Origin of the sequence: Salinilacustrithrix flava (genome assembly GCF_041228405.1) — a bacterium.
In the GTDB taxonomy this organism is placed as follows: Bacteria; Actinomycetota; Acidimicrobiia; order Acidimicrobiales; family Salinilacustritrichaceae; genus Salinilacustrithrix; species Salinilacustrithrix flava.
On record NZ_CP133888.1, the window covers coordinates 1,110,767 to 1,130,289 of the forward strand.

20 protein-coding genes are annotated in these 19,523 nt (G+C 71.9%); 8 read left to right on the plus strand and 12 right to left on the minus strand.

The features are described 5' to 3' along the window. Positions 1–10: 10 nt before the first annotated feature. From RGQ06_RS05520 to RGQ06_RS05540, 5 genes are all read right to left on the minus strand, one after another. Positions 11–1,060 carry an ABC transporter ATP-binding protein gene (locus RGQ06_RS05520; RefSeq protein ID WP_432427562.1) on the minus strand — a complete coding sequence of 350 codons (1,050 nt, stop codon included), beginning with the start codon at positions 1,058–1,060 and terminating at the stop codon, positions 11–13. Next, on the minus strand, positions 1,057–2,073 hold the full coding sequence (locus tag RGQ06_RS05525) for an ABC transporter ATP-binding protein (protein WP_432427561.1): 1,017 nt from the start codon (positions 2,071–2,073) through the stop codon (positions 1,057–1,059). Before RGQ06_RS05525 ends, RGQ06_RS05520 begins: the two co-directional genes overlap by 4 nt. Further along, positions 2,066–2,971, minus strand: coding sequence for an ABC transporter permease (locus tag RGQ06_RS05530; protein WP_432427560.1), 906 nt, complete (start codon positions 2,969–2,971; stop codon positions 2,066–2,068). Before RGQ06_RS05530 ends, RGQ06_RS05525 begins: the two co-directional genes overlap by 8 nt. After that, positions 2,968–3,903 (minus strand): ABC transporter permease, encoded by a 936-nt coding sequence (locus tag RGQ06_RS05535; protein WP_432427723.1) that lies wholly within the window; start codon positions 3,901–3,903, stop codon positions 2,968–2,970. The genes RGQ06_RS05530 and RGQ06_RS05535 overlap by 4 nt, the downstream gene beginning before the upstream one ends. A 128-nt stretch (positions 3,904–4,031) precedes the next feature. Further along, positions 4,032–5,615 carry an ABC transporter substrate-binding protein gene (locus RGQ06_RS05540; RefSeq protein ID WP_432427559.1) on the minus strand — a complete coding sequence of 528 codons (1,584 nt, stop codon included), beginning with the start codon at positions 5,613–5,615 and terminating at the stop codon, positions 4,032–4,034. Positions 5,616–5,835: 220 nt separating this feature from the next. Between RGQ06_RS05540 and RGQ06_RS05545 the strand changes: the two genes are divergently transcribed. Further along, entirely contained in the window at positions 5,836–6,426 is a 591-nt protein-coding gene (locus RGQ06_RS05545; protein ID WP_432430704.1) for a TetR/AcrR family transcriptional regulator, read from the plus strand. Positions 6,427–6,434: 8 nt separating this feature from the next. Here RGQ06_RS05545 and RGQ06_RS05550 read toward each other — a convergent pair whose 3' ends face one another. The 3 genes from RGQ06_RS05550 to RGQ06_RS05560 all read right to left on the minus strand — a co-directional run bounded on the left by RGQ06_RS05550 (position 6,435) and on the right by RGQ06_RS05560 (position 9,388). Continuing rightward, positions 6,435–7,877 carry an MFS transporter gene (locus RGQ06_RS05550; protein ID WP_432427557.1) on the minus strand — a complete coding sequence of 481 codons (1,443 nt, stop codon included), beginning with the start codon at positions 7,875–7,877 and terminating at the stop codon, positions 6,435–6,437. 85 nt (positions 7,878–7,962) lie between these two features. Further along, complete coding sequence (locus RGQ06_RS05555) at positions 7,963–8,745, minus strand: alpha/beta fold hydrolase (protein ID WP_432427556.1); 783 nt, start codon at positions 8,743–8,745, stop codon at positions 7,963–7,965. A gap of 43 nt (positions 8,746–8,788) precedes the next feature. After that, positions 8,789–9,388 carry a GNAT family N-acetyltransferase gene (locus RGQ06_RS05560; protein WP_432427555.1) on the minus strand — a complete coding sequence of 200 codons (600 nt, stop codon included), beginning with the start codon at positions 9,386–9,388 and terminating at the stop codon, positions 8,789–8,791. A 39-nt stretch (positions 9,389–9,427) separates the two neighbouring features. Between RGQ06_RS05560 and RGQ06_RS05565 the strand changes: the two genes are divergently transcribed. After that, positions 9,428–9,856, plus strand: coding sequence for an RpiB/LacA/LacB family sugar-phosphate isomerase (locus tag RGQ06_RS05565; RefSeq protein ID WP_432427554.1), 429 nt, complete (start codon positions 9,428–9,430; stop codon positions 9,854–9,856). A gap of 98 nt (positions 9,857–9,954) precedes the next feature. Beyond that, the gene (locus tag RGQ06_RS05570) at positions 9,955–10,236 is read left to right on the plus strand and encodes a hypothetical protein (RefSeq protein WP_432427553.1); all 282 of its coding nucleotides are present in this window, start codon (positions 9,955–9,957) and stop codon (positions 10,234–10,236) included. Positions 10,237–10,252: 16 nt separating this feature from the next. Here the strand turns inward: RGQ06_RS05570 and RGQ06_RS05575 are convergent, their stop codons facing one another. Further along, the gene (locus RGQ06_RS05575; RefSeq protein ID WP_432427552.1) at positions 10,253–11,218 is read right to left on the minus strand and encodes an SDR family NAD(P)-dependent oxidoreductase; all 966 of its coding nucleotides are present in this window, start codon (positions 11,216–11,218) and stop codon (positions 10,253–10,255) included. A gap of 88 nt (positions 11,219–11,306) precedes the next feature. On the opposite strand from RGQ06_RS05575, the gene RGQ06_RS05580 reads away from it, so the two are divergent. Beyond that, complete coding sequence (locus RGQ06_RS05580; RefSeq protein WP_432427551.1) at positions 11,307–12,674, plus strand: hypothetical protein; 1,368 nt, start codon at positions 11,307–11,309, stop codon at positions 12,672–12,674. Positions 12,675–12,758: 84 nt separating this feature from the next. Here the strand turns inward: RGQ06_RS05580 and RGQ06_RS05585 are convergent, their stop codons facing one another. Next, positions 12,759–13,355, minus strand: a complete 597-nt coding sequence (locus RGQ06_RS05585) for an HD domain-containing protein (RefSeq protein WP_432427550.1) — start codon at positions 13,353–13,355, stop codon at positions 12,759–12,761. A gap of 57 nt (positions 13,356–13,412) precedes the next feature. On the opposite strand from RGQ06_RS05585, the gene RGQ06_RS05590 reads away from it, so the two are divergent. The 3 genes from RGQ06_RS05590 to RGQ06_RS05600 all read left to right on the plus strand — a co-directional run bounded on the left by RGQ06_RS05590 (position 13,413) and on the right by RGQ06_RS05600 (position 16,624). After that, on the plus strand, positions 13,413–14,798 hold the full coding sequence (locus RGQ06_RS05590; RefSeq protein WP_432427549.1) for a glucosaminidase domain-containing protein: 1,386 nt from the start codon (positions 13,413–13,415) through the stop codon (positions 14,796–14,798). Positions 14,799–14,918: 120 nt separating this feature from the next. Next, positions 14,919–15,884 carry an ABC transporter ATP-binding protein gene (locus RGQ06_RS05595; protein ID WP_432427548.1) on the plus strand — a complete coding sequence of 322 codons (966 nt, stop codon included), beginning with the start codon at positions 14,919–14,921 and terminating at the stop codon, positions 15,882–15,884. Next, the gene (locus RGQ06_RS05600) at positions 15,881–16,624 is read left to right on the plus strand and encodes an ABC transporter permease (protein ID WP_432427547.1); all 744 of its coding nucleotides are present in this window, start codon (positions 15,881–15,883) and stop codon (positions 16,622–16,624) included. The genes RGQ06_RS05595 and RGQ06_RS05600 overlap by 4 nt, the downstream gene beginning before the upstream one ends. A gap of 56 nt (positions 16,625–16,680) precedes the next feature. Here the strand turns inward: RGQ06_RS05600 and RGQ06_RS05605 are convergent, their stop codons facing one another. Then, the gene (locus tag RGQ06_RS05605; protein ID WP_432427546.1) at positions 16,681–17,778 is read right to left on the minus strand and encodes a cysteine--tRNA ligase; all 1,098 of its coding nucleotides are present in this window, start codon (positions 17,776–17,778) and stop codon (positions 16,681–16,683) included. Positions 17,779–17,810: 32 nt separating this feature from the next. Here RGQ06_RS05605 and RGQ06_RS05610 point away from each other — a divergent pair, with 32 nt between their 5' ends. Then, a complete protein-coding gene (locus RGQ06_RS05610; protein ID WP_432427545.1) occupies positions 17,811–18,512 on the plus strand; it encodes a hypothetical protein in 702 nt (233 codons plus the stop codon). A gap of 12 nt (positions 18,513–18,524) precedes the next feature. On the opposite strand, the gene RGQ06_RS05615 is transcribed toward RGQ06_RS05610, so the two are convergent. After that, on the minus strand, positions 18,525–19,448 hold the full coding sequence (locus RGQ06_RS05615; protein ID WP_432427544.1) for a cytochrome c oxidase assembly protein: 924 nt from the start codon (positions 19,446–19,448) through the stop codon (positions 18,525–18,527). Positions 19,449–19,523 lie beyond the last annotated feature (75 nt).

Below are 19,523 nucleotides of genomic sequence, written 5' to 3' on the forward strand. Positions count from 1 at the left end.
GTCTTGACGGTCAGGCGGTGGAGAGGACGCGGACGCTCTCACCACCGAGCTCGGGCCCGCTGGTGTGGAGGTGGCAGGCCACCTCGCCGCCGCCCACCGCGGGGAAGGGCATCGGCACCTCCTCCGCGCAGATGTCCATCGCCCGCGGACACCGCGTGCGGAACACGCAGCCGGACGGCGGCTCGAGCGGGTTCGGGACGTCGCCCGGGAGCAGCATTCGGCGCCGCGCCCGCTGACGGCGGGGGTGCGGGACGGGGACGGCGGACAGGAGCGCCTCGGTGTACGGGTGCGCGGGTGCGTTGTACACCCGTTCGGTCGGACCGCTCTCCATCATCCGCCCGAGGTACATCACGCCGACCCGGTCGGCGATGTGTCGCACCACCGCCAGGTCGTGGGCGATGAACAGATAGGCCACCGACTTCGTCTGGCGAATCTCCTCCAGCAACCGGATGATCTGGTTCTGCGTCGAGACGTCGAGCGCGCTGAGCGCCTCGTCGCAGATGACCAGCGACGGGCTCGTGGCGATGGCACGGGCGATGGCGATCCGCTGGCGCTGACCGCCGGAGAACTCGTAGGGGTATCGGTTGAGGTGCTCGGGGAGGAGGCCGACCGCCTGGATCAGGTCGTGGGCCGCGGCATCCCTGGCGTGCGAATCGAGGTCGGTGTGGACCCGCAGCGGCTCGGCGATGGAATCCCGGATGAGCATGGACGGGTTCAGCGACGAGTACGGGTCCTGGAAGACCATCTGGACATCCGAGCGGATACGACGGAGCTCGCGGCCGGATAGCTCGGTCAGCTCCCGCCCACCGAGACGGATGTTGCCGGCACGGACCGGCAGCGTGCGGGTGATGGCCCGTGCCGTGGTGGACTTGCCCGAACCGGACTCCCCGACCACGGCGAAGGTCTCACCGTGGTCGATGTGGAAGCTCACGCCGGACACGGCGATGAGGTCCTGCGCTCGCCGGCCGCGTCCGATGCGGTAGGCGACCTCGAGGTCATCGACCTCGAGGAGCGGGGTCTTCCCGGACGTGCCTGCCGGGACGGCAGCCTGGTCGTTCACGACGCCCCCTCGAGGTCGAGCTCGTCGAACCGATGACAGCGGACGGCGCGTCGCGGCCCCAGCTCCGTCAGCGCAACCGGTTGCCGACAGCGGTCCTGCGCATAGGAGCAGCGATCCGCGAACCGGCAGCCGGCGGGAAACTCCCAGGGTGGCGGCACGGTGCCCGGGATCGGCACGAGCTCGCGGACGTGGTCCTCGACGTCTGGCATGGCTCGCAGCAGACCCTCGGTATAGGGGTGGCGAGGGGTACAGAACACCTCCTCCGCCGTTCCCTCCTCGACGACCTGCCCGGCGTACATCACCACGACGCGATCGCAGATGTCGGCAACCACACCGAGGTCGTGGGTGACGAACAGGACCGACATGTCGTTCTCCTCGGCCATCTCCCGGATCAGGTCGAGGATCTGCGCCTGGATGGTGACGTCGAGGGCGGTCGTCGGCTCGTCCGCGATCAGCAGGCGTGGTCGGCACGACAGCGCGAGGGCGATCATCGCCCGCTGTCGCATGCCACCGGAGAACTGGTGGGGGTACTCAGACACGCGCTGGCGGGGGTTCGGGATCCCCACGTGGCCGAGCATCTCGATCGCATGCGCCCTGGCCTGCTTCTTCGTCCACCCGAGATGACGGCGGACCACGGCGACGATCTGGTCGCCGATCGTGAACGCGGGGTTCAGGCTCGTCATCGGCTCCTGGAAGATCATCGCGATCTCCCGGCCCCGGACGTCCTCGAGCTCTGCCGTGGACAGTCCACCGAGCTCCCGTCCCCGGAGCCGGATGTCTCCCACCACCCGGCTCGACCGGCGCGGGAGGAGACCGAGCACCGACAGGCTGGTCACGCTCTTGCCGGAGCCCGACTCGCCCACCAGGCCCACCGTCTCCCGTGGCCCCACGGCGAAGGACACCTCATCGAGGACCCGCAACCAGCCGTGCTCGGAGGCGAACTCGACCCCGAGGCCGTCGATGGCGAGCACCGGGCTCGCCTCGTCGAGCTGACGTGCCGTCGAATCACTCATCGTCGTTGCCCTCCCGGATCTCGCGCCCCAGCGCATCGCTCAGGGCGTCGCCCAGCACGTTGAACGCCAACACCGTGAAGACGATCATCAACCCGGGCCAGACGATGAGCCAGGTCTGCTGGTTGAGCTCCCGGAACGCCCGTCCCATCATCGAACCCCAGGAGGAATCCGGCGGCTGCACACCGAGGCCGAGGAAGCTCAGACCGGCCTCGGCGAGGAGCGAGAAACCCGCCGCCAGCGACATCTGGACGATCATGGGAGAGAGCACGTTCGGCAGCACGTGCCGGAGCACGATCACCGGCATCGGTGTGCCGATCGTCTTGGCCGCCTCGATGTAGGTCTGCTCCCGGACGCTGAGCACGCTGGCACGGACCAGGCGCAAGAACCGCGGGGCGAAGACCAACCCCACCGCGAGCATCGCGTTCGTGAGGCTGGGCCCGAGGACTGCGATCACGGCGATGGCAAGGATCAGGGGCGGGAACGACATCACCGCGTCGGTGATGCGCTGCAACACCGTGTCCACCCAGCCGCCCACGTAGCCCGAGATCAACCCCAACGGCACGCCGAGCACGAACCCCACGGACACTGCGATCACCGCGGCGAGCAGCGACACCCGGGCGGCGTGGATGAGCCGACTGAGGACGTCACGCCCGAGCTCGTCGGTGCCGAGAACGTGGCCGTCGGTCAACGGTGAGAGGAGGGTGTCCCGCAACGTCTGGGCGTCCGGGTCGTGGGGAGCCAGCACGTCGGCGAAGAGCGCCACGAGCACCATGAGCAGCAGGAAGCCCGCGGCGACCAAGGCGGTCCGCTGCCGCAGGAAGCGTCGGGCGAAGCGGCGCAGGCCTCGACCCCGGACCCGGGCGACGGTTACCGCGCTGTCGGGTGTGCTCGCGGTCATCGGACCCTCACCTTTGGGTCGAGGTAGGAGTACATCAGGTCCACCACGAGGTTGACAGCGATCACCACGAACACGGACACGAGAACGATGCCCTGCACCACCGGGATGTCCTGCTCCAGCACCTTCCGCACGGCGAGCGAACCGAGGCCCTGGATGCCGAAGATCTGCTCGATGATGACGGTGCCTCCGAGCAGGGACGTGACCTGGAACCCGATGACGGTGACCAGAGGGATCATCGCGTTCTTGAGCGCGTACTTCCCCACCACGATCCGCCCCCGAAGACCCATCGCCCGGGCCGTGCGCACGTAGTCCTCCTGCAGGACGCTGCGCAGCGCACCGCGCAGCTGGCGGGCGATCTCGGCGGCGGCCGCCGAGCCGAGCGCGACTGCCGGGAGGGTGATGCTCCGTGCCCAGTCGACCACGCTCTCCTCCATGGGGACGTACCCGGTGGCGGGGAAGATGCTGCTCTTCAGCGCGAGCCATGCGATGAGCAGCGAGCCGATGAGATAGCTGGGCGCCGCGACACCGAGCGTGGCGCCGATCGTCGCGACGCGGTCGATCCACCGCCCGGGGTTGGTTGCGGCCAGGATCCCAGCCGGCACGCCGATCAGCACGGCCACGAAGAGCGCCGCCGCCGTCAGCGAGAGGGTGACCGGGATCCGGTTCGCCAACGTGTCTCGGACCGGTTCGCTGCTGAACAACGAGGTCCCGAGATCGAGCGACGGCACTCCGGAGATCCAGTCCGCGTACTGCGACAGAAGCGGCTCGTTCAGGCCGAGGCGCTCCCGGACGGCTTCGACCCGCTCCGGCGTGGAGTTGTCACCGAGCACGGTGATGGCAGGATCGCCCGGGATCAGGTGGGTCAGCATGAAGGTCCCGAGCGTCACGAAGAACAGCAGCGGGATCATCGTCAGCAGGCGACGGACCAGCACTCGGCTCAAGAGTCATCTCCTCCTCGTCGCCTGCGACCGGTGGCCGCCGGCGATACGGATGGCGGGGCAGACCCGCCGGCGCGCGACCAGGGGGATCACGCGCCGGGCGGGCTGCCCAGGACGGTCGGTCAGCCGGCCACGCCGACGCCGCGGAACTCCGGCTTCGCTGTGATGTAGGGAGCGAAGCCCACGACCTCGGATCGCATCGCGTAGTTGGCGTTCGCGTGGAGGAGCACGACGTCGAGCGCGTCGTCGACCACGGCCACGGACGCCTCCCGGATCGCCTCGACGCGAGCATCCTCGTCGGTGGCACTCAGAATGAGGTCGTAGGCCTCCATGAATGCCGGGGAGCTCTCGCCGCTGGGGTTCGACGGTCCGCCCTCCGAGTACAGCCGGCCGAGCGTCTGCGACGGGTCGGGCCGGCCCTGGAAGGTGATCATCACCGCGTCGCCGACCTTGTCGAGGTAGGCGGTCTGGACCACCTCGTTCACCGGAACGACGTTGAGCGTCACGTCGATGCCCACCTCGGCCAGCTGGGCCTGCAGCGCCTCTGACACTCGCACGAAGCCGTCGAGCTGCGCGGTGAGCAGCTCGAAGGAGAACCCGTCTTCGAGGCCCGCCTCGGCGAGGAGCTCACGGGCGCGCTCCGGATCGTAGGTGTAGGTGTCCGCAACGTCGGGCTCGTTGGCGAAGTACCCCTCGGGGAAGGGCTGGACCGACGGGGTGGCGCGGCCGTCGAAGATCGCCTCGGCCAGGCCCTCGCGATCGACGGCGAAGTTCAGCGCCTCGCGGACCAACGGATCGTCGAACTCGCTGCGGGCCAGGTTCAGCTGCATGTGGTACAGGGCGAGATCGGGCTCGCTCGTGACGACCATGCCCTCGTCCTCGACGGTCGAGATGTCGCCGGCGGCGACGTTCACCCAGTCGGCCTGGCCGCCGAGCAGGGCGTTGAGACGGGTGGAGTCGTCGGCCTGGTAGGTCAGCTCGACCTTCGCCGCGGCCGCAGCTTCCGGATCCCAGTAGTCCTCGTACCGCTCGAAGCTCGTCTGGACGCCGACCTCGTAGTCGGTGACGCGGTACATGCCGGCCCCGACCGGCTGGCGGTCCGCGTTCGGGTCGTCGAAGGAGGCAGGACTCATCATCATCCCACCCCGGTCGGACAGGATCAGCGGCAGCGCACCGCCCGGCTCGGTCAGGTTCAGCTTGATGTCGTGAGTGTCGACGACCTCGACGGACTCGATGGTGACGAGGTCGGAGGCGACGTTGCTGTCCTCGGCCCGAGCACGGTCCAGGTTGACCTTTGCAGCCTCGGCGTCGAACGGCGTGCCGTCGTGGAACGTGACGTCTTCCCGCAGCGTTAGCGACATGCTGGGCGGCTCGGCCTCCAGCGTCCACTCCGTCGCCAGGCCGGGGATCGGGTCACCGTCTGGCGTGGTGTGCACCAGGCGGTCGAACACGAGGTTCAGCGACGTGTTGTCCGTGCTCGAGCTGCCCCGATGCGGGTCGTAGCTCGTCGGGGCCACGGTGTAGATCAGCCGCAGCGTCCCTTCCCGGTCGATCTCACCGGGAACGGCGGCCTCTGCGGTGCCATCGCCCGACGAGCCGGTGTCCTCGGCGGCCTCACCGGAGTTCTCGCCACCACAGGCAGCCAGCACCAGTGACGCGATGAGCACGAGTGCCAGGAGCGGTCGCCAACGAGAAGGCGTGTGCATTCGATTCCCCCTTGGGTTGCACGGCCGGAACGCCGTGACGGACGGCACGGACGGTAGCCACGGCCGCAACGCTCTACCAAACCACCGTTTGGTTGGTTCCCAAACGGCCGGTTGGTTGATGAGCGAGTGCTCCGGGCCGCAGCGCCGGCGCTACGCTTGCGGCGCCGACCACGACAGCAAGTCGGCGGATCCAGGGGCGCGAGACGTGAGATCGAGAGAAGTGAGCCGGCGGGACGAGATCGTGCGTGCCGCCACGCTGCTGTTCCACAAGCAGGGCTACGGCAACACCACTACCCAGCAGATCGCCGACAAGGTCGGCATGCTCAAGGGCAGCCTCTACCACCACTTCCGGTCCAAGGCAGACCTGCTCTTCCTGGTGATCGAGCAGCTGCACAGCCAGTACATGGCGAGCATCGACGAGGATCTGGCCATCGAGGACGTGCCGGTGCAGGAGCGCTTGGACCTCTTCCTCGATCGTCACCTCGACATCGTCTTCAGCAACATCGAGGCGGGCACGATCTACCGGGATGCCATCGACCAGCTCGAACCGGCCGCACGACGGCAGGTCCGGGCCGAGCGCGACCGCTACGTGCAGCACATGGAAGAGCTGATCCGCCAGGGCCAGGATGCAGGCGTGGTGTGCGAGGACGTCGATGCGTCGCTCCTGGCACTGGTCGTGCTGTCGATCGTCAACGCGCCCGTCCGGTGGTTCTCACCGCGCGGTCGCCACACCGCCGACGAGGTCAAGGCGGGGACGATGGCGCTGCTGCGGACGGGCGCGCTCCGTTCGCCACCCGCAGCGCAGCGCTGAACGGCGACCTACAGGAACGCGGCCAGCGGGTCGCCGGCGGACTCCTCGGCGACCCGGGCGATGTCAGCCTCGATCGTGGTGGCGCCGCGGGCCATGAGCAACCCACCCACCAGCCCGGTCGGGGCGAGGGCAGCCAGGCCCCAGCGGATGTCGGTGGCCTCGGCGATGGCCCCGACCAGCACGCCGCCGGCGATGCCGCCCATGACCGCCACCATGAGCCCGAGCAGCGAGAACATGAGGGGGCGCAGGCGGGGCGGGCTGATGGCCGACAGCGCGGTGTACAGCGGGGCGATGCCGACCTGCAGGGCGAACAAGCCGACCCACGCGGCCGGGACGAACAGCCACACGCTCGGGAGGAAGACGGCGAAGGCCAGCAGCATGGAGAAGCCGGCGATGGCTCCCCCGACGATGCGCACCGCGCGCGAGGGCGACCGGGCGAAGATGCGCTCGCCCACGTTGCCGCCGACGAGCGTGCCCAGCAGCGACGCCGTCGCGGTGATCATGCCGATGACGGCGCGGCCGTCGGCACCGATGCCGTACTGGCGCTCGAGGAAGATGTTCACGAACGCGAGGACGCCGACGAGGCCGAACCCGAGCACGCCGATGCCGAGGATCTGTCGCTTGAACGTCGGGATGGTGAGCAGCCGGGTGACCGCCTCGCGGAAGTTCATGCCAGATGGCGCACCGGTGACCGACAGCGTTGCCCCGGCCAGGCCGCGGACCATCTGGTTCTCCGGCTCCTTCAGCCGGCGGCTGGCGACCAGCGCGATCACCGAGGGCACGGTGAGCACGGGGAAGGCCCAGCGCCAGATGTCGTCACCGTCGCCGGCGAAGAAGGCGATGGCGAACGCGAGGGCCGGGCCGATCAGGGCCCCGAGGGGGTTCGCCGCGCCGTGCACCGCCAGCACCCGGTTCCACGCCATCGGCGGGTAGTAGTCGGTGAGCAGCGACTTGCCCACCGGCTCCACGCCGGACTTGCCGATGCCCACCCCGAAGCGGGCCAGGAAGAACAGCGGCAGCTTCAGCGCGAACGTGGTGGCGAAGCTCATGACCGACCAGGCCAGTGCCGACCAGCGCAGGATCCGGCCGCGGTCGACCTTGGTGCCCAAGTAGCCGATGGGCACGGCCAGCAGCACCAGCGCCGTGACCTGCACCCCGACCAGCAGCCCGAACGTGGTGTCGCTCATGCCGAAGTAGCGCTGGACGTTGGGCCCGAACACGCCGAGCACCGCCCGGTCGAGCTCGTCCACGACGTTGAGCGACGTGATGATGACGAGGGGGTACCAGCCCCCGGCGGCCGCGATCTGGCGCAGCGGCGGGCCGTCACCGGGCGAGAGCAGGGCCTTCATCCGCCCCCAGGCCGTGGGGGAGGCGAGCGTCCCGGCATCCTCGGGCATGCCCGGCGTCGGGTCGGGCACCTCCGGCGAGGTGCTCGTCGTCGTCTCCGTCACCTGGTGCCCCCCACGTGCTGCGTCTCCGGTCCGGCCCTGCTTCGGCGTGGCGACGGGCGATCCCTGCCGACGTGACCGACGTCGCCTACAGCGCCTCGAGGAACCGTTCGATGTTGCGGTTGACCTCGGCGGGGTGCGTCAGGTTCGGGGCGTGGGCCGCACCCTCGATCGGCACGAGGTCGCGGCAGTCGGGCAGCTCGGCCCGCAGCAGCTCCGCCTTCTCGATCGGGATCGCCGTGTCCGCCGTGCCGTGCACGATGAGGGCGGGGCAGCTGATCTCGCCGAGCCGATCGGTGATGTCGTCGCGGTCGAGCAGGGCGCCGCCTGGCTCGACGATCCGCGCCGGGTCCTCGGCCATCCACTTGGCCTTCCACTCGGGCTGGAGGTCGGGGTCGCCGATGATGAGGCCGCCGACGATGTCGAAGACCGCGTTGCGGGTCTCGTCGTCGCCGGTGGAGACCGCCTCGATCATGCCCCGGTACGACTCGACGTTCTCCGGGTCCTCGGTGCCCGACTGGGTGTCGATGAGGATGAGGGCCCGCACCCGGTCGGGGTGGGCGATGGCGGCGCGCAGCGACAGGAACCCGCCCTGGGACATGCCGGCCAGCACGGCGGACTCGATGCCGAGGTGGTCGAGCAGGGCGATGGCGTCCTCGGCCGAGTCCCAGTAGGTGAACTCGCCGCTGGACTCGGTGTCGCCGAACCCACGCTCGTCCCAGCGGATGTGGCGGTAGCCGTCGAGGCCGGCGACCTGCGGGTCGAACATCGTGTGGTCCATCAGGAACCCGTGGCTCCACAGGATCGGTGGGCCGTCGCCGCCGGAGTCCTCGTAGTGGATGCGGGCCCCGTCGTGGTCGAAGTGCGCCATGCGCGGACCGTAGCCCCGCCCGGGTGCGTGCGCTCGGCGGCCGTCAGCGGGGACGGCGGGACATGATCGTCATCGTCGGCCCATCGCCCCCGCACCGGTACGCGCCGGTCACGACGAACCCGTGGCGCTCGTAGAACGGGATGTTCCGCTCGTTGGAGGACTCCAGGTGGGCGAGCAGGCCGGTGCGGTCGCAGTCGGCCAGGGTCGGGCTCAGCAGGGTCGTGCCGTGGCCGTGGGACTGGCGTGCGGGGTCGACGCCGAGGACACCGAGGTAGAGGTGCGGTTCATGCGGACGGTGCTCGTGAGCCCGGGCCAGCTCGCCGAGGCGGGGCACCAGCTCGTCGCCGAGGTGGGGGGACAGCGCGGCGAACAGGTCCTGCACCCGTTCGCCGCGGAGCACGTCGCGGTCGGGCGGCGACCAGAGCGCACCGCCGGCCACACCGCCGGCGTCGGCGACGACGTAGGCGTGGCCCAGCCAGAAGTAGTCCTCGACGAAGATCTCGAACAGGGCCCGCCGGCCGGCGTCGGGGTCGTCCGCCGGCGCGAAGAGCCACCGCTGGATCGGATCGTCGGCGAAGGCGGCCGTGAGCACGTCGGTGAGCGCCGGGAGGTCGGCGGCGGTGGCGTGGACGGCGACGGCCATCGCCGGAGCGTAGGTGGACCCTCGCCCTAGGGTCGCGGCGTGCGCATCGCCTTCGGCACCGACGAGCAGACCGCCGTCACCGACGCCGTGGAGGACTGGTTGGCCGAGCACGGCCACGACGTCGTGGTCGTGGCGCCTCGCGGTGGACCCTGGCCGGACGTCGGGGCCGCCGTCGGGAACGCCGTCGCATCGGGCGAGGCCGACCGCGGGGTCGTGTGCTGCTGGACCGGCACCGGTGTGAGCATCGCCGCCAACAAGGTGCCCGGCGTGCGGGCTGCGCTGTGCACGGACCGGGGCACCGCCGAGGGCGCGCGCCGGTGGAACGACGCCAACGTGCTCGCCTTCGGGCTGCGCCTCACCACCGAGGCGGTGGCCGAGGAGATGCTCGACGCGTTCCTCGCCACCGACGTCGACCCGGACGAGCGAGCCCTCATCCAGCACGTGGAAGCGCCTCCGAACGCTCCGTGAACGGTGGGCGACATCTGTCTCCGTCGCGCCTTCGTCCCCCAGGCCCTCGGTACCCTGGATGTTGCCGTCGCGTGACGGCACCCTGAGGAGGAGCCGCTGTGCACCCCTGGTCCCCGTTCGATCTCGTCCACCGCGTGTCCGGCGCCGCCGCGTCGGCCTCCGACGCGCTCCTGCCCCGCCCCATCCGTGTGGTGGTCGACCGCACCCTGATCGACGCCGCCTGCGTCAACCGCGGCGGTGTGGTCCCGGTGGCGCGCCGCCTGGGCGTCGACGTGCCCGCCGTCGACTCGTGGCGCTCCCAGGGCATCCCGCCCGAGTTCCGCTCCCGCCTCGGGACCCTCGCGGTCGTGCCGGAGCTCCCGGGCCGCCGGGCCGCCTGAGCCCGCCGTCGGCGGGTCAGAGACCCAGGTTCATCCCTCCGGCGCCGACCATCTCGTCGAAGAAGTCGGCGTCGTAGGCCCGCTCGGGATCGGCCCGCACGCGATCGTCGAGCACCGCTGCGTCGTCGCCGACGAGGATGCGCCAGCGTCCCTGCCGCACGCCGTCGAGGATGATCGTGGCTGCCTCCTCGGCGGTGGTCGGCGCACCGTCGCGGAACGCCTCGCCCCGCACCTGCATGAAGCCGCGCAGCTCGTCGTCGGTGACGCCGCTCACGTCCAGGCCCATGCGGGCGGCGGCCTGGCGCATCCGATCGAGGTCCTCCGCCGTCATGTCCTCGGGCCGGTGCCCGAGGATGGCGGCGGAGTTGAGCACGATCGAGGTGCCGATGTGGCCGGGCATCACGACGTGGGCCTGCACGTGCGGCGCGTTGATCCGCAGGTCCGTGAGCAGCGCCTCGGTGAAGCCGCGCACCGCGAACTTGGCCGCGCTGTAGGCGGTGTGGGGGGTGAAGGGGCCGATGGACGCCCACAGCCCGTTCACGCTCGAGACGTTGACCAGGTGCCCGCCGTCGGAGGCCACGAGCAGGGGCAGGAAGGCCCGGGAGCCGTTGTACACGCCGCCCCAGCAGATGCCGAAGGTGCGCTCCCACGCGGCTCGGTCGTCCAGCACGAAGGAGCCGCCGCCGCCCACGCCGGCGTTGTTGAACACCAGGTGGACGCAGTCGGTGCCAAGCTCGGCCACGACGTGGTCGCGGAAGGCCTGCACCTGGGACTCGTCGGCGACGTCGGCGACGAAGGTGGTCAACCGGGTGCCGGCGGGCGCCTCCTTCTCGGCGAGCGAGACCGTCTCGGCCATCGCGTCCTCGTTCACGTCGCACAGCGCGACGTGGCACCCCTCGGCCGACAGCTGGCGGACCAGCTCCCGGCCCATGCCGGTGCCACCACCGGTGACGACGGCGATGCGATCGGTGAAGCGCTCCATGGTGTCCCCCTACGGACGTCGTGCGGCCGCCCCGAGGGACGGACTTGACCGGGCGGTCAAGGGTACCGGCCCGGTACCGTGCCGGGCGATGACCGAGGCGGAGGCACGGCCCCACGGGCTGGACCACAGGCCGCTGCCGGTCCTCGAGGACGAACCCGACCGTCGCTGGCCGGACCTCACGTCGACCCGGCTCGCCCTGCTGAGCGGGCTGCTCTACCTGCCGTTCACGGTCCTGGGCTACGGCACCGACGTCGACATCACGAACGTGCTGCGCAGCGGCGAGTCCCTGCTCGAGGGCCGATACCGGTACTCACGACCACCGGGTGCGCTGCCCTACGAGGGACTGGTCGGCGTGCTCGACCGCATCGGCGGGCCGACCGCGGTGAGCCTCGCCTCGGCCGTCATGGCCGTGATCCTGCTGGTGCTGCTCGGCCGCCTGGTCGCCGACGAGCTCGGCGAGCGCCGGGCACGCATCGCCGTGGTCGTCGTGGCCACCCAGCCCTGGTTCTGGCTCGCCGCCACCTCGCTCGGGGACTACGTGTTCGCCCTCGGCCTGCTCCTGGCCGGCGTGCTCGCCGCCCGCCACGACCGCCGCGTGCTCGCCGGCCTCGCCTTCGCCACCGCCATCGCGTTCCGGTCCACCACGGCGTTCCTGGTCTGGGCGTACCTGCTCGCCGAGCTGGTCGGCGAGCGGGGCGGGCTCGACGGGGTTCGTGCGGTGCGACCGGCGCCCCGCACCCGCTGGCGCGACGGGCTCGTCACCGGTGGGGTGACCGCCGCCGTCGGCCTCCTCTGGTTCGTCCCGTCCTGGCTGTCGGTGGGGCGCACCGGCCGCTTCCTGGTCAACGAGTTCGAGACCACCGGCTTCGCCGCCATGGTCGGGCGCTGGGGCGTCAAGAACATCGCCTTCTTCGGCGTGTTCTCCCTCGTCGTCCTCGTCGCGCTGGTCCCGGTCCTGCTCGCCGGCCTGCGCCTGGCCCGCACCAGCGTGCTCGTGCGGTTCACCGTCCTGGTGGCCGTCGTGGCCGAGCTGCTGTTCCTCCGCTTCCCCTGGAAGCCGGTGCACCTGCTGCCGGTGCTGCTCTGCGTCGCGGTCCTGCTCGCCGCCAGCCCCCGCACCCTGACCTGGCACGTCGGGGCCCTGCTCGGCTCCCAGGTGCTGCTCGCCCTCGTGTCCGTCACCGTGGCCGAGCCGGACATCACCAACGCCGCCACCACCGGCCGGCTCCACCTCGGCGTGGCGTGGGGCGTGGTCGTGAACGACGTCGACTGCCGCATCGACCCGCCCTACGGCGACGGCGGCTGGCCGGACCTCGACACGCCGGCCGCCGACTACGCCGCCATCGACGTGTTCACCTGCCAGGCCCGGTCGTGGCGACCCGGCGGCATCCCCGACGACTACGGCCAGGGCGCCTCATCGGGCCGGCCCCCGCCCCACGAGCTGCCCGAGCCCTGAACGACGAGCACCGTCCGTTCGGGGACGCTCCACACGCCGCCGGTGCGTGCACCGCGGCCCGGAACGGTCCTGGCGGGACGGACCTCAGCGGGCGTCGAGGCGCTCGCCGAGGCGGCGGACGACGTCGACCAGGCGCACGACCGTCGGGTGGTCGGGCAGGCGCTCCGTGAGCACCGACACCAGGGACTCGTAGTACCAGCGCTGGTCCTCGCCGCTGCCGGTGGTGAAGCGCGACCACAGCTCCTCGCCGACGCGCTCGTGGTCCTCGACGATGGCGGTGGCGTTGTGCAGCTTGTCGGCCGCGGCCACGGCGAGCGACGCGTCCGGCTTGGCGCGCATGGCGGCCAGGTACGCCCGCTTGCGCACGTGCCAGTCGGCCTTCTGCTCGCCGGCGTCGGTGTCGACCAGCGAGTCGGACAGGTCGGCGACGATGTCGGCCACGGCGTCGCCGAACCGGGCGCGGATGTCGTCGAGGCGGGCCTGGCCGCCGTGGTCCTCGGCGGCGTCGTGCAGGTAGGCCGCCGCGACCTGCTCCGGCGTCCCGCCGTGGGCGGCGACGGTGTCGGCGACCGGCGCGAGGTGACCCTCGAAGTACGGCTCGCCGCTGCCCTTGCGGGTGTCGGCGGCGTGGACCTCCCGCGCGTAGTCCGCCGCGGCCGCCACCAGGTCCTGTGCTCCCACGGCGCCACGTTGCCACGCTCCCCCAGCCCTCGTCACCCCCCGGCGTAGCCTTCGCGCGTGAACGAGGACCATGCGCTGGCGCGCGCCCGCACGGCCCGGCGCGCCCTGGTGCTCGCCGGCTCGGTCCTCGTCGCGCTCGCCCTCGGCGCGGGCCTCGCCGGCGCCCAGGAGGCCGAGCCCTCGCCGGCGGGCGAGCCCACCGAGGACCCGGCCGCGACCTCGACCACGCAACCGCCCCCGCCGACCACGATCGTGCTCCCCGACGGCGACTTCGGCGTCATCCCGCCCGGGGCCACCGGACCCGGCGCCCCACCGCCGGAGGAGGCCCTCCCGCCGGACGGGCTCCCACCCGAGGGGTTCCCGCCCGACGGCGGCGAGCTTCCCGTGCCCGAGGAGCTCCCCGTGGTCATCCTCCCCGACCCGACGCCGGGGCTGAACGCCGCCCTCGCCGACATCGACGTCACCTCCGCCCGCCGGCGTCTGGTCGCCGCCGCCCTGCCGGCCATCGCCGCGCAGGAGCGCGCCGCGGCCACCCGCGACGCGATGCGCGGCGCCATCGACGCTCGACGGGCGGCGGTCGACCAGGCCGTCGCCGCCCGGTCCCGCCTCGACGTCCTCGCCGTCAACGCCCTCATGTACGGCGACCCGGCCGGCCTGGAGCCCATCGAGGGCCCCGAGACGCTCGACGACCTCCGCGACCGGGAGCTGCGGGACGTGGTCACCGACCACGTCGATCGCACCTTCGACCAGGCCGTCGACGCCCTGCGCGATGCCATCCACGTCGAGGAGGAGGCGACCGCTGTGCACCTGGTAGCCGAGCGCGAGCGACACGAGGCCGAGCGGGGCCACCTCCTCGCGCGCGCCGATCTGGCGCGGGCGATCGCCCAGGCCGAGGAGGCGAGGCGGCAGGTCGGGCCGGCCATCCTCGGGCTCCCCGTGCTCGACGCCGGCGACCTGGTCGCCTGGTACCGCACCTACTACGCCGCCGACCCGCCCTTCGCGCCGATCACCGCCATCGTCGACGCCTACCTCGCCATCGGTGCCGAGGAAGGCGTCACCGCCGACATCGCCTTCGCCCAGGCCATCCTCGAGACCGGCGGGTTCACCTCCGGGCACGCCCGGGGGTTCAACTTCGCCGGCATCGGCGCGTACGACCACTGCGCGCCCGCCTGCGGCTTCCGGTTCCCCGACCTCGACGCCGGCGTGCGCGCCCACCTCCACCTGCTCCGGGCTTACGCCGACCCGGCCCTCACGTCGGCCCAGCTGGCCGCACCGCCGAACCCGCTCGTGGCGCCGGAGCGGGTGGGCGTGCGCGGGTGCTGCTCGCGCTGGACCGGCCTCACCGGCGTGTGGGCCACCGACCCGAACTACGACCGCAAGGTGCTCGGCATCTACCGCCTGATGGTCGAGACGGCCCGGTCGCTGGATCGTCTGCAGACCTGACATCCTTTGGACTGCTCGACACGTCACGTCCAGCTGCAGTTCGACGTGACGGCTCCGCCGCCACAGGGCCCGTGACACGGGTCGCCTCGCCTGGCGGCTCGACTCCCTAGCGTGTCCGAGATGTCCGCCGTCAGCGTCGAGCACCTCGTCGTCCGCCACGGGGACCTGGTGGCCGTGGACGACGTGAGCTTCACCGCCGACGCGGGCGAGGTCCTGGCCCTGCTCGGCCCGAACGGCGCGGGCAAGACCAGCACGGTCGAGGTGCTCGAGGGGTACGGGCGCCCCCACGCCGGACGGGTGCGGGTGCTCGGCCACGACCCCGGCACCGAGCGCGACCGGATCGTCGGGCGCATCGGCGTGATGCTCCAGGACGGTGGCGTCTACCCCGGCATCCGCCCGCCCGAGATGCTGCACCTGCTCGCCGCCATGTACGACGACCCGGCCGACCCCGACGCCCTGCTCGAGCGGGTCGGCCTCGCCGACCGGGCCGGCGCCACCTGGCGCCAGCTGTCCGGCGGCGAGCAGCAGCGGCTGAGCCTGGCGATGGCCCTCGTCGGGCGCCCCCAGGTCGCGTTCCTCGACGAGCCGACCGCGGGGGTCGACGTGCGGGGCCGCCAGGTCATCCGCCAGATCGTCCGGGAGCTGGCCGACGGGGGGTGCGCCGTCGTGCTCTGCACCCACGAGCTGGACGAGGCCGAGAAGGTGGCCGATCGGGTCGTCATCGTCGACCGCGGGAAGGTCGTGGCCACCGGCACGCTCGACGAGCTGCGGTCCGGCACCAGCGGCGAGGTGCGGTTCTCCGCCGTCCCCGAGCTCGACGTCGACGCCCTCGGCCAGCACCTCGGGGCCGACGTCACCGAGGTCGCACCCGGGGAGTACGTCGTCGCCGACGGGGGCCACGACTCCCACCTGGCCGCCAAGCTCACCGGCTGGCTGGCCAACCACGACGTCGCCCTCGGCGACCTCCGGGCCGGGCGACAGCGGCTCGAGGACGTGTTCCTCCTGCTCACCGCCGACGAGGCCGAGCCCGACGTGCGGCGGGCGATGGAGCCGAAGCGGCGCGGACGCCGCGGGCGGCGATCGTGAGGGCGCTCCGGGCCCAGCTGCGCACCGAGCTGACCCTCACGCTGCGCAACAAGGAGTCCCTGCTGCTCACGCTCGGCATCCCGATCGGGCTGCTGGTCTTCTTCTCCCTCGTCGACGTCCTGCCCCTCGACGCCCTGCTCGGACCCGGCGACCAACCGGTCGACGTGCTGGCCCCGGGCGTCCTCGCCCTGGCCATCATGTCGATGGCCATGACCGGCCTCGCCATCGCCACCGGCTTCGAGCGGTCCTACGGCGTGCTCAAGCGCCTCGGCACCACGCCCCTCGGCCGGCCCCGCCTGCTCGCCGCCAAGATCGGCGCCGTCGTCGTGGTCGAGGTGATCCAAGCCGCCGTGCTCGTGCCGGTCGCCCTGGTGCTCGGATGGGACCCGTCGCTCGACCTCGTGCCCCTGCTCGGCGCAGTCGTGCTGGGCACCGCCGCGTTCGCCGGACTCGGCCTGTGGATGGCCGGCACGCTGCGCGCCGAGATCACCCTCGCCCTGGCCAACGGCCTCTACATCGTCCTGCTGCTGCTCGGCGGGTTCGTGATCCCGCTCGCCGAGCTGCCCGATCCGCTGCGCCGGTTCGCCGAAGCCCTGCCGTCGTCCGCCCTGGTCGACCTGGTGCGAGCGGGATTCGACGGTGCCACGGGGCCCGGCCGGGCGTGGGTCGTGCTCGCCGTGTGGGCCGTCGCCCTGCCGCTGGTCGCGGCCAGGACGTTCCGCTGGTCCCCGGCCCGCTGAGCCCGAAACTGGCAGCACTGCTGTAGCGCGCTACACCTCGACTGCCAGTTTTCAGATCAGACGAGCGCCAGGACCTTGGCGACGGTGCGGGCGGCCTCGCCACCGGAGTCGATCGCGATGTCGACGGCCCGAGGCACGTCGAGGTCGTCCATGAGGGCCTCGAGCGCGGCGTGGACGGCGGCGTCGTCGCCACCGGCCGTGCTGCCGGCGGTCCACAGGGCCTCGAGGCGGGTGGCGGTGGCGGCGAGGTCGGCCTCGTCGAAGTCCCACGCCTCGGCCCAGGGCCGGTCCAGCAGGTGGAGGCGCAGCACCTGGGGCGCCCAACGCTGCAGCAGATCCATCACGAAGACGAGGTTCCCGGTGGACTTGGCCACCTTCTCGCCGTTGCGTCGCACCGTGCCGACGTGCATCCAGCGCCGGGCGAAGGGCGTGACGCCCGTGGCCGCCTCGACGATGGCCTGCTCGTAGACGTGGTGCGGGTAGGCCAGGTCGGCGCCCCCGGCGTGGACGTCGATCGACAGCCCGAGGATGGAGGTGGCCATGGCCGCGCACTCGGCGTGCCAGCCCGGGCGACCCCGGCCCCACGGCGAGTCCCACGACGGCTCCCCCTCGGCCGAGCGCTGCCAGATCGCGGCGTCGGCGGGATCGTCCTTGGCCGGGTCGTCGGTGCGACCGCCCCGCCGGCCATACAGTTCGACGGCCTCGGCCTGGTCGAGACCCGACCGCTTCCACAGGTCGCCGGCCCGGAAGTACACCGAGCCGTCGCGCTCGTAGGCCACCTCCCGGTCGAGCAGCACCCGGGCCAGGAACACGACGTCGGTCACGTAGTCCCGTGACGCCGGCTCGAACGCCGGCCGCTGCACCCGCAGCTTGCGCATGTCGTCCTCGAACTGGAAGGTCTGCTGGGTGGCCAGGGCCGACCACGTCGTGCCCCGCTCGTTGGCCTCCCGGATCAGCTCGTCGTCGACGTCGGTGATGTTGCGCACGACCTCGGGCTCGATGCCGACGTGGGCCAGCACCCGCGTCAGGGCGTCGACCCAGACGAAGGTGGCGGCGTGGCCGATGTGGGTCGTGTCGTAGGGCGTGATGCCGCAGACGTAGATGCGGGCTCTCGACAGCGAGGGCAGCGGTTCGGAGGCGAGTCGCAGGAGCACGGGTGCAGGCTACGTTCCGGCACACTTGGTCCGTGCCTGCCCGCTCCGAGCCGCATCCCGTCGACACCGACGGCGGCGGCATCGGCACCCGGGGCGAGAGCTCCCTGCACGCGGCGGTGAAGCTCCTGGTGAGCGAGCCAGGCGATCGCTTCGAGGTGCCCGTCGACGGCTTCGTCGTCGACGTGGTCCGCGGTGACACCTGCATCGAGGTGCAGACCGGCGGGTTCGCGGCCATGGGCAACAAGCTCGACCGGTTGCTCGGGGACTTCCACGTGCACGTCGTGCACCCGATCGCGGTGGAGTCCTGGCTCGAGCGCCGGGACAAGCCGACCCGCAAGTCCCCCAAGCGCGGCTGCCTGCACGACGTGTTCGGCGAGCTCGTGTCGGTGCCGACCATGCTGGACCACCCCAACCTCACCATCGAGGTCCTGCTCGTCCAGGTCGACGTCCTCAAGGTCGAGGACCCGACCCTGCGGCGCCGGCGGGGCGGCTGGCGCACGGTGGACCGCCGCCTGCGCGCCGTCGTCGGCCGGCACGGCCTGCGCACCCCCGCCGATCTGGTCGCGCTCCTGCCCGACGGCCTGCCCGCGGAGTGGACCACCAAGGACGTGGCCGAGGGCGCCGGCATCCCCCGCCGCACGGCCCAGCAGATGGCCTACGTGCTCAAGGCGAACGGGCTGGCGATCGAGGTCGGACGGGACCGAGCCGGATCGCGCTACGTCACGGCCGGCTGAGCCGGGACGCCACTACGGAGCGGGTTCTCGGGGCGCCGGCGCGGCCCGCTCGAAGGCCTCGGTGACCTCTTCGTAGGTGAGGGCGGGGGGACCTTCGACGGAGACGCTGCCGTCCTCGGCGACGACGGCGCGGCGCGCCGTGGTGCCGTGGTCCTGCTTCCCGCTCCAGCGGAAGAACAGCACGATGATGATGAGCCACAGGAACATGCCGCCGCCGAGCTTCATGATGAGTCCGGCGAGCTGCTGGTCGTGGGTGGCCGAGATGCCCCAGAGGCGGGCCGGCTGGTCGTAGACGTCGTAGAGCACGCCGTCGGCGAGGGCGAGCCACGCGGCCGGGACCGTCGGCACGATCGAGATCAGGAAGAGGTGCACGCACTGGGCCGGGACGGTGGTGCGCAGCTCGGGCAGGGGGGACACCACCGGCATCCACACGGCGAAGGCGGTGATCACCACGACGGTGTGCAGGGCGTAGTGGAGCAGGCCGTTCTCGACGCTGGCGTTGACGACGACGCTCCAGTGGGTGAGCAGCTGGACGGCGTTGAACACGATGGCGGCCGGCACGGGGCGGGCCAGCTTGAGGAACCAGCGGCCCAGGTTGCCGTTGCCGATGACCAGGCGAGCCAGCCACTCGGGGGTGGCGAGCAGCATCACCGGTGGGATGAAGAAGGCCAGCATCATGTGCTGGAACATGTGCACCGAGTACAGGTACTGCTCGCCGACGTCGTGCATGGGGTAGTCGGCGGCGATCCAGAGCAGGGCGATGCCGAGGGCGAACCAGCGCTTCTGGGCGGCCGTGGCCACCGGTTCGCCGGCCCGCACGGCACGGGGGCCGAGGCTGCGGACGGCGTAGGTGTAGAGCCCGACGAGCCCGAGGACCAGCACCCAGATCTCGGGGTGCGGCTGCCAGCGGAAGAAGTCCTCGGCGGCGAAGAGCACGGCTGGAGCCTACGGCGCACCCCCCGATCGGCGACAGTCGGCCAGCGGTGGCAGGGGGCACGCCGGTCGGCCAGA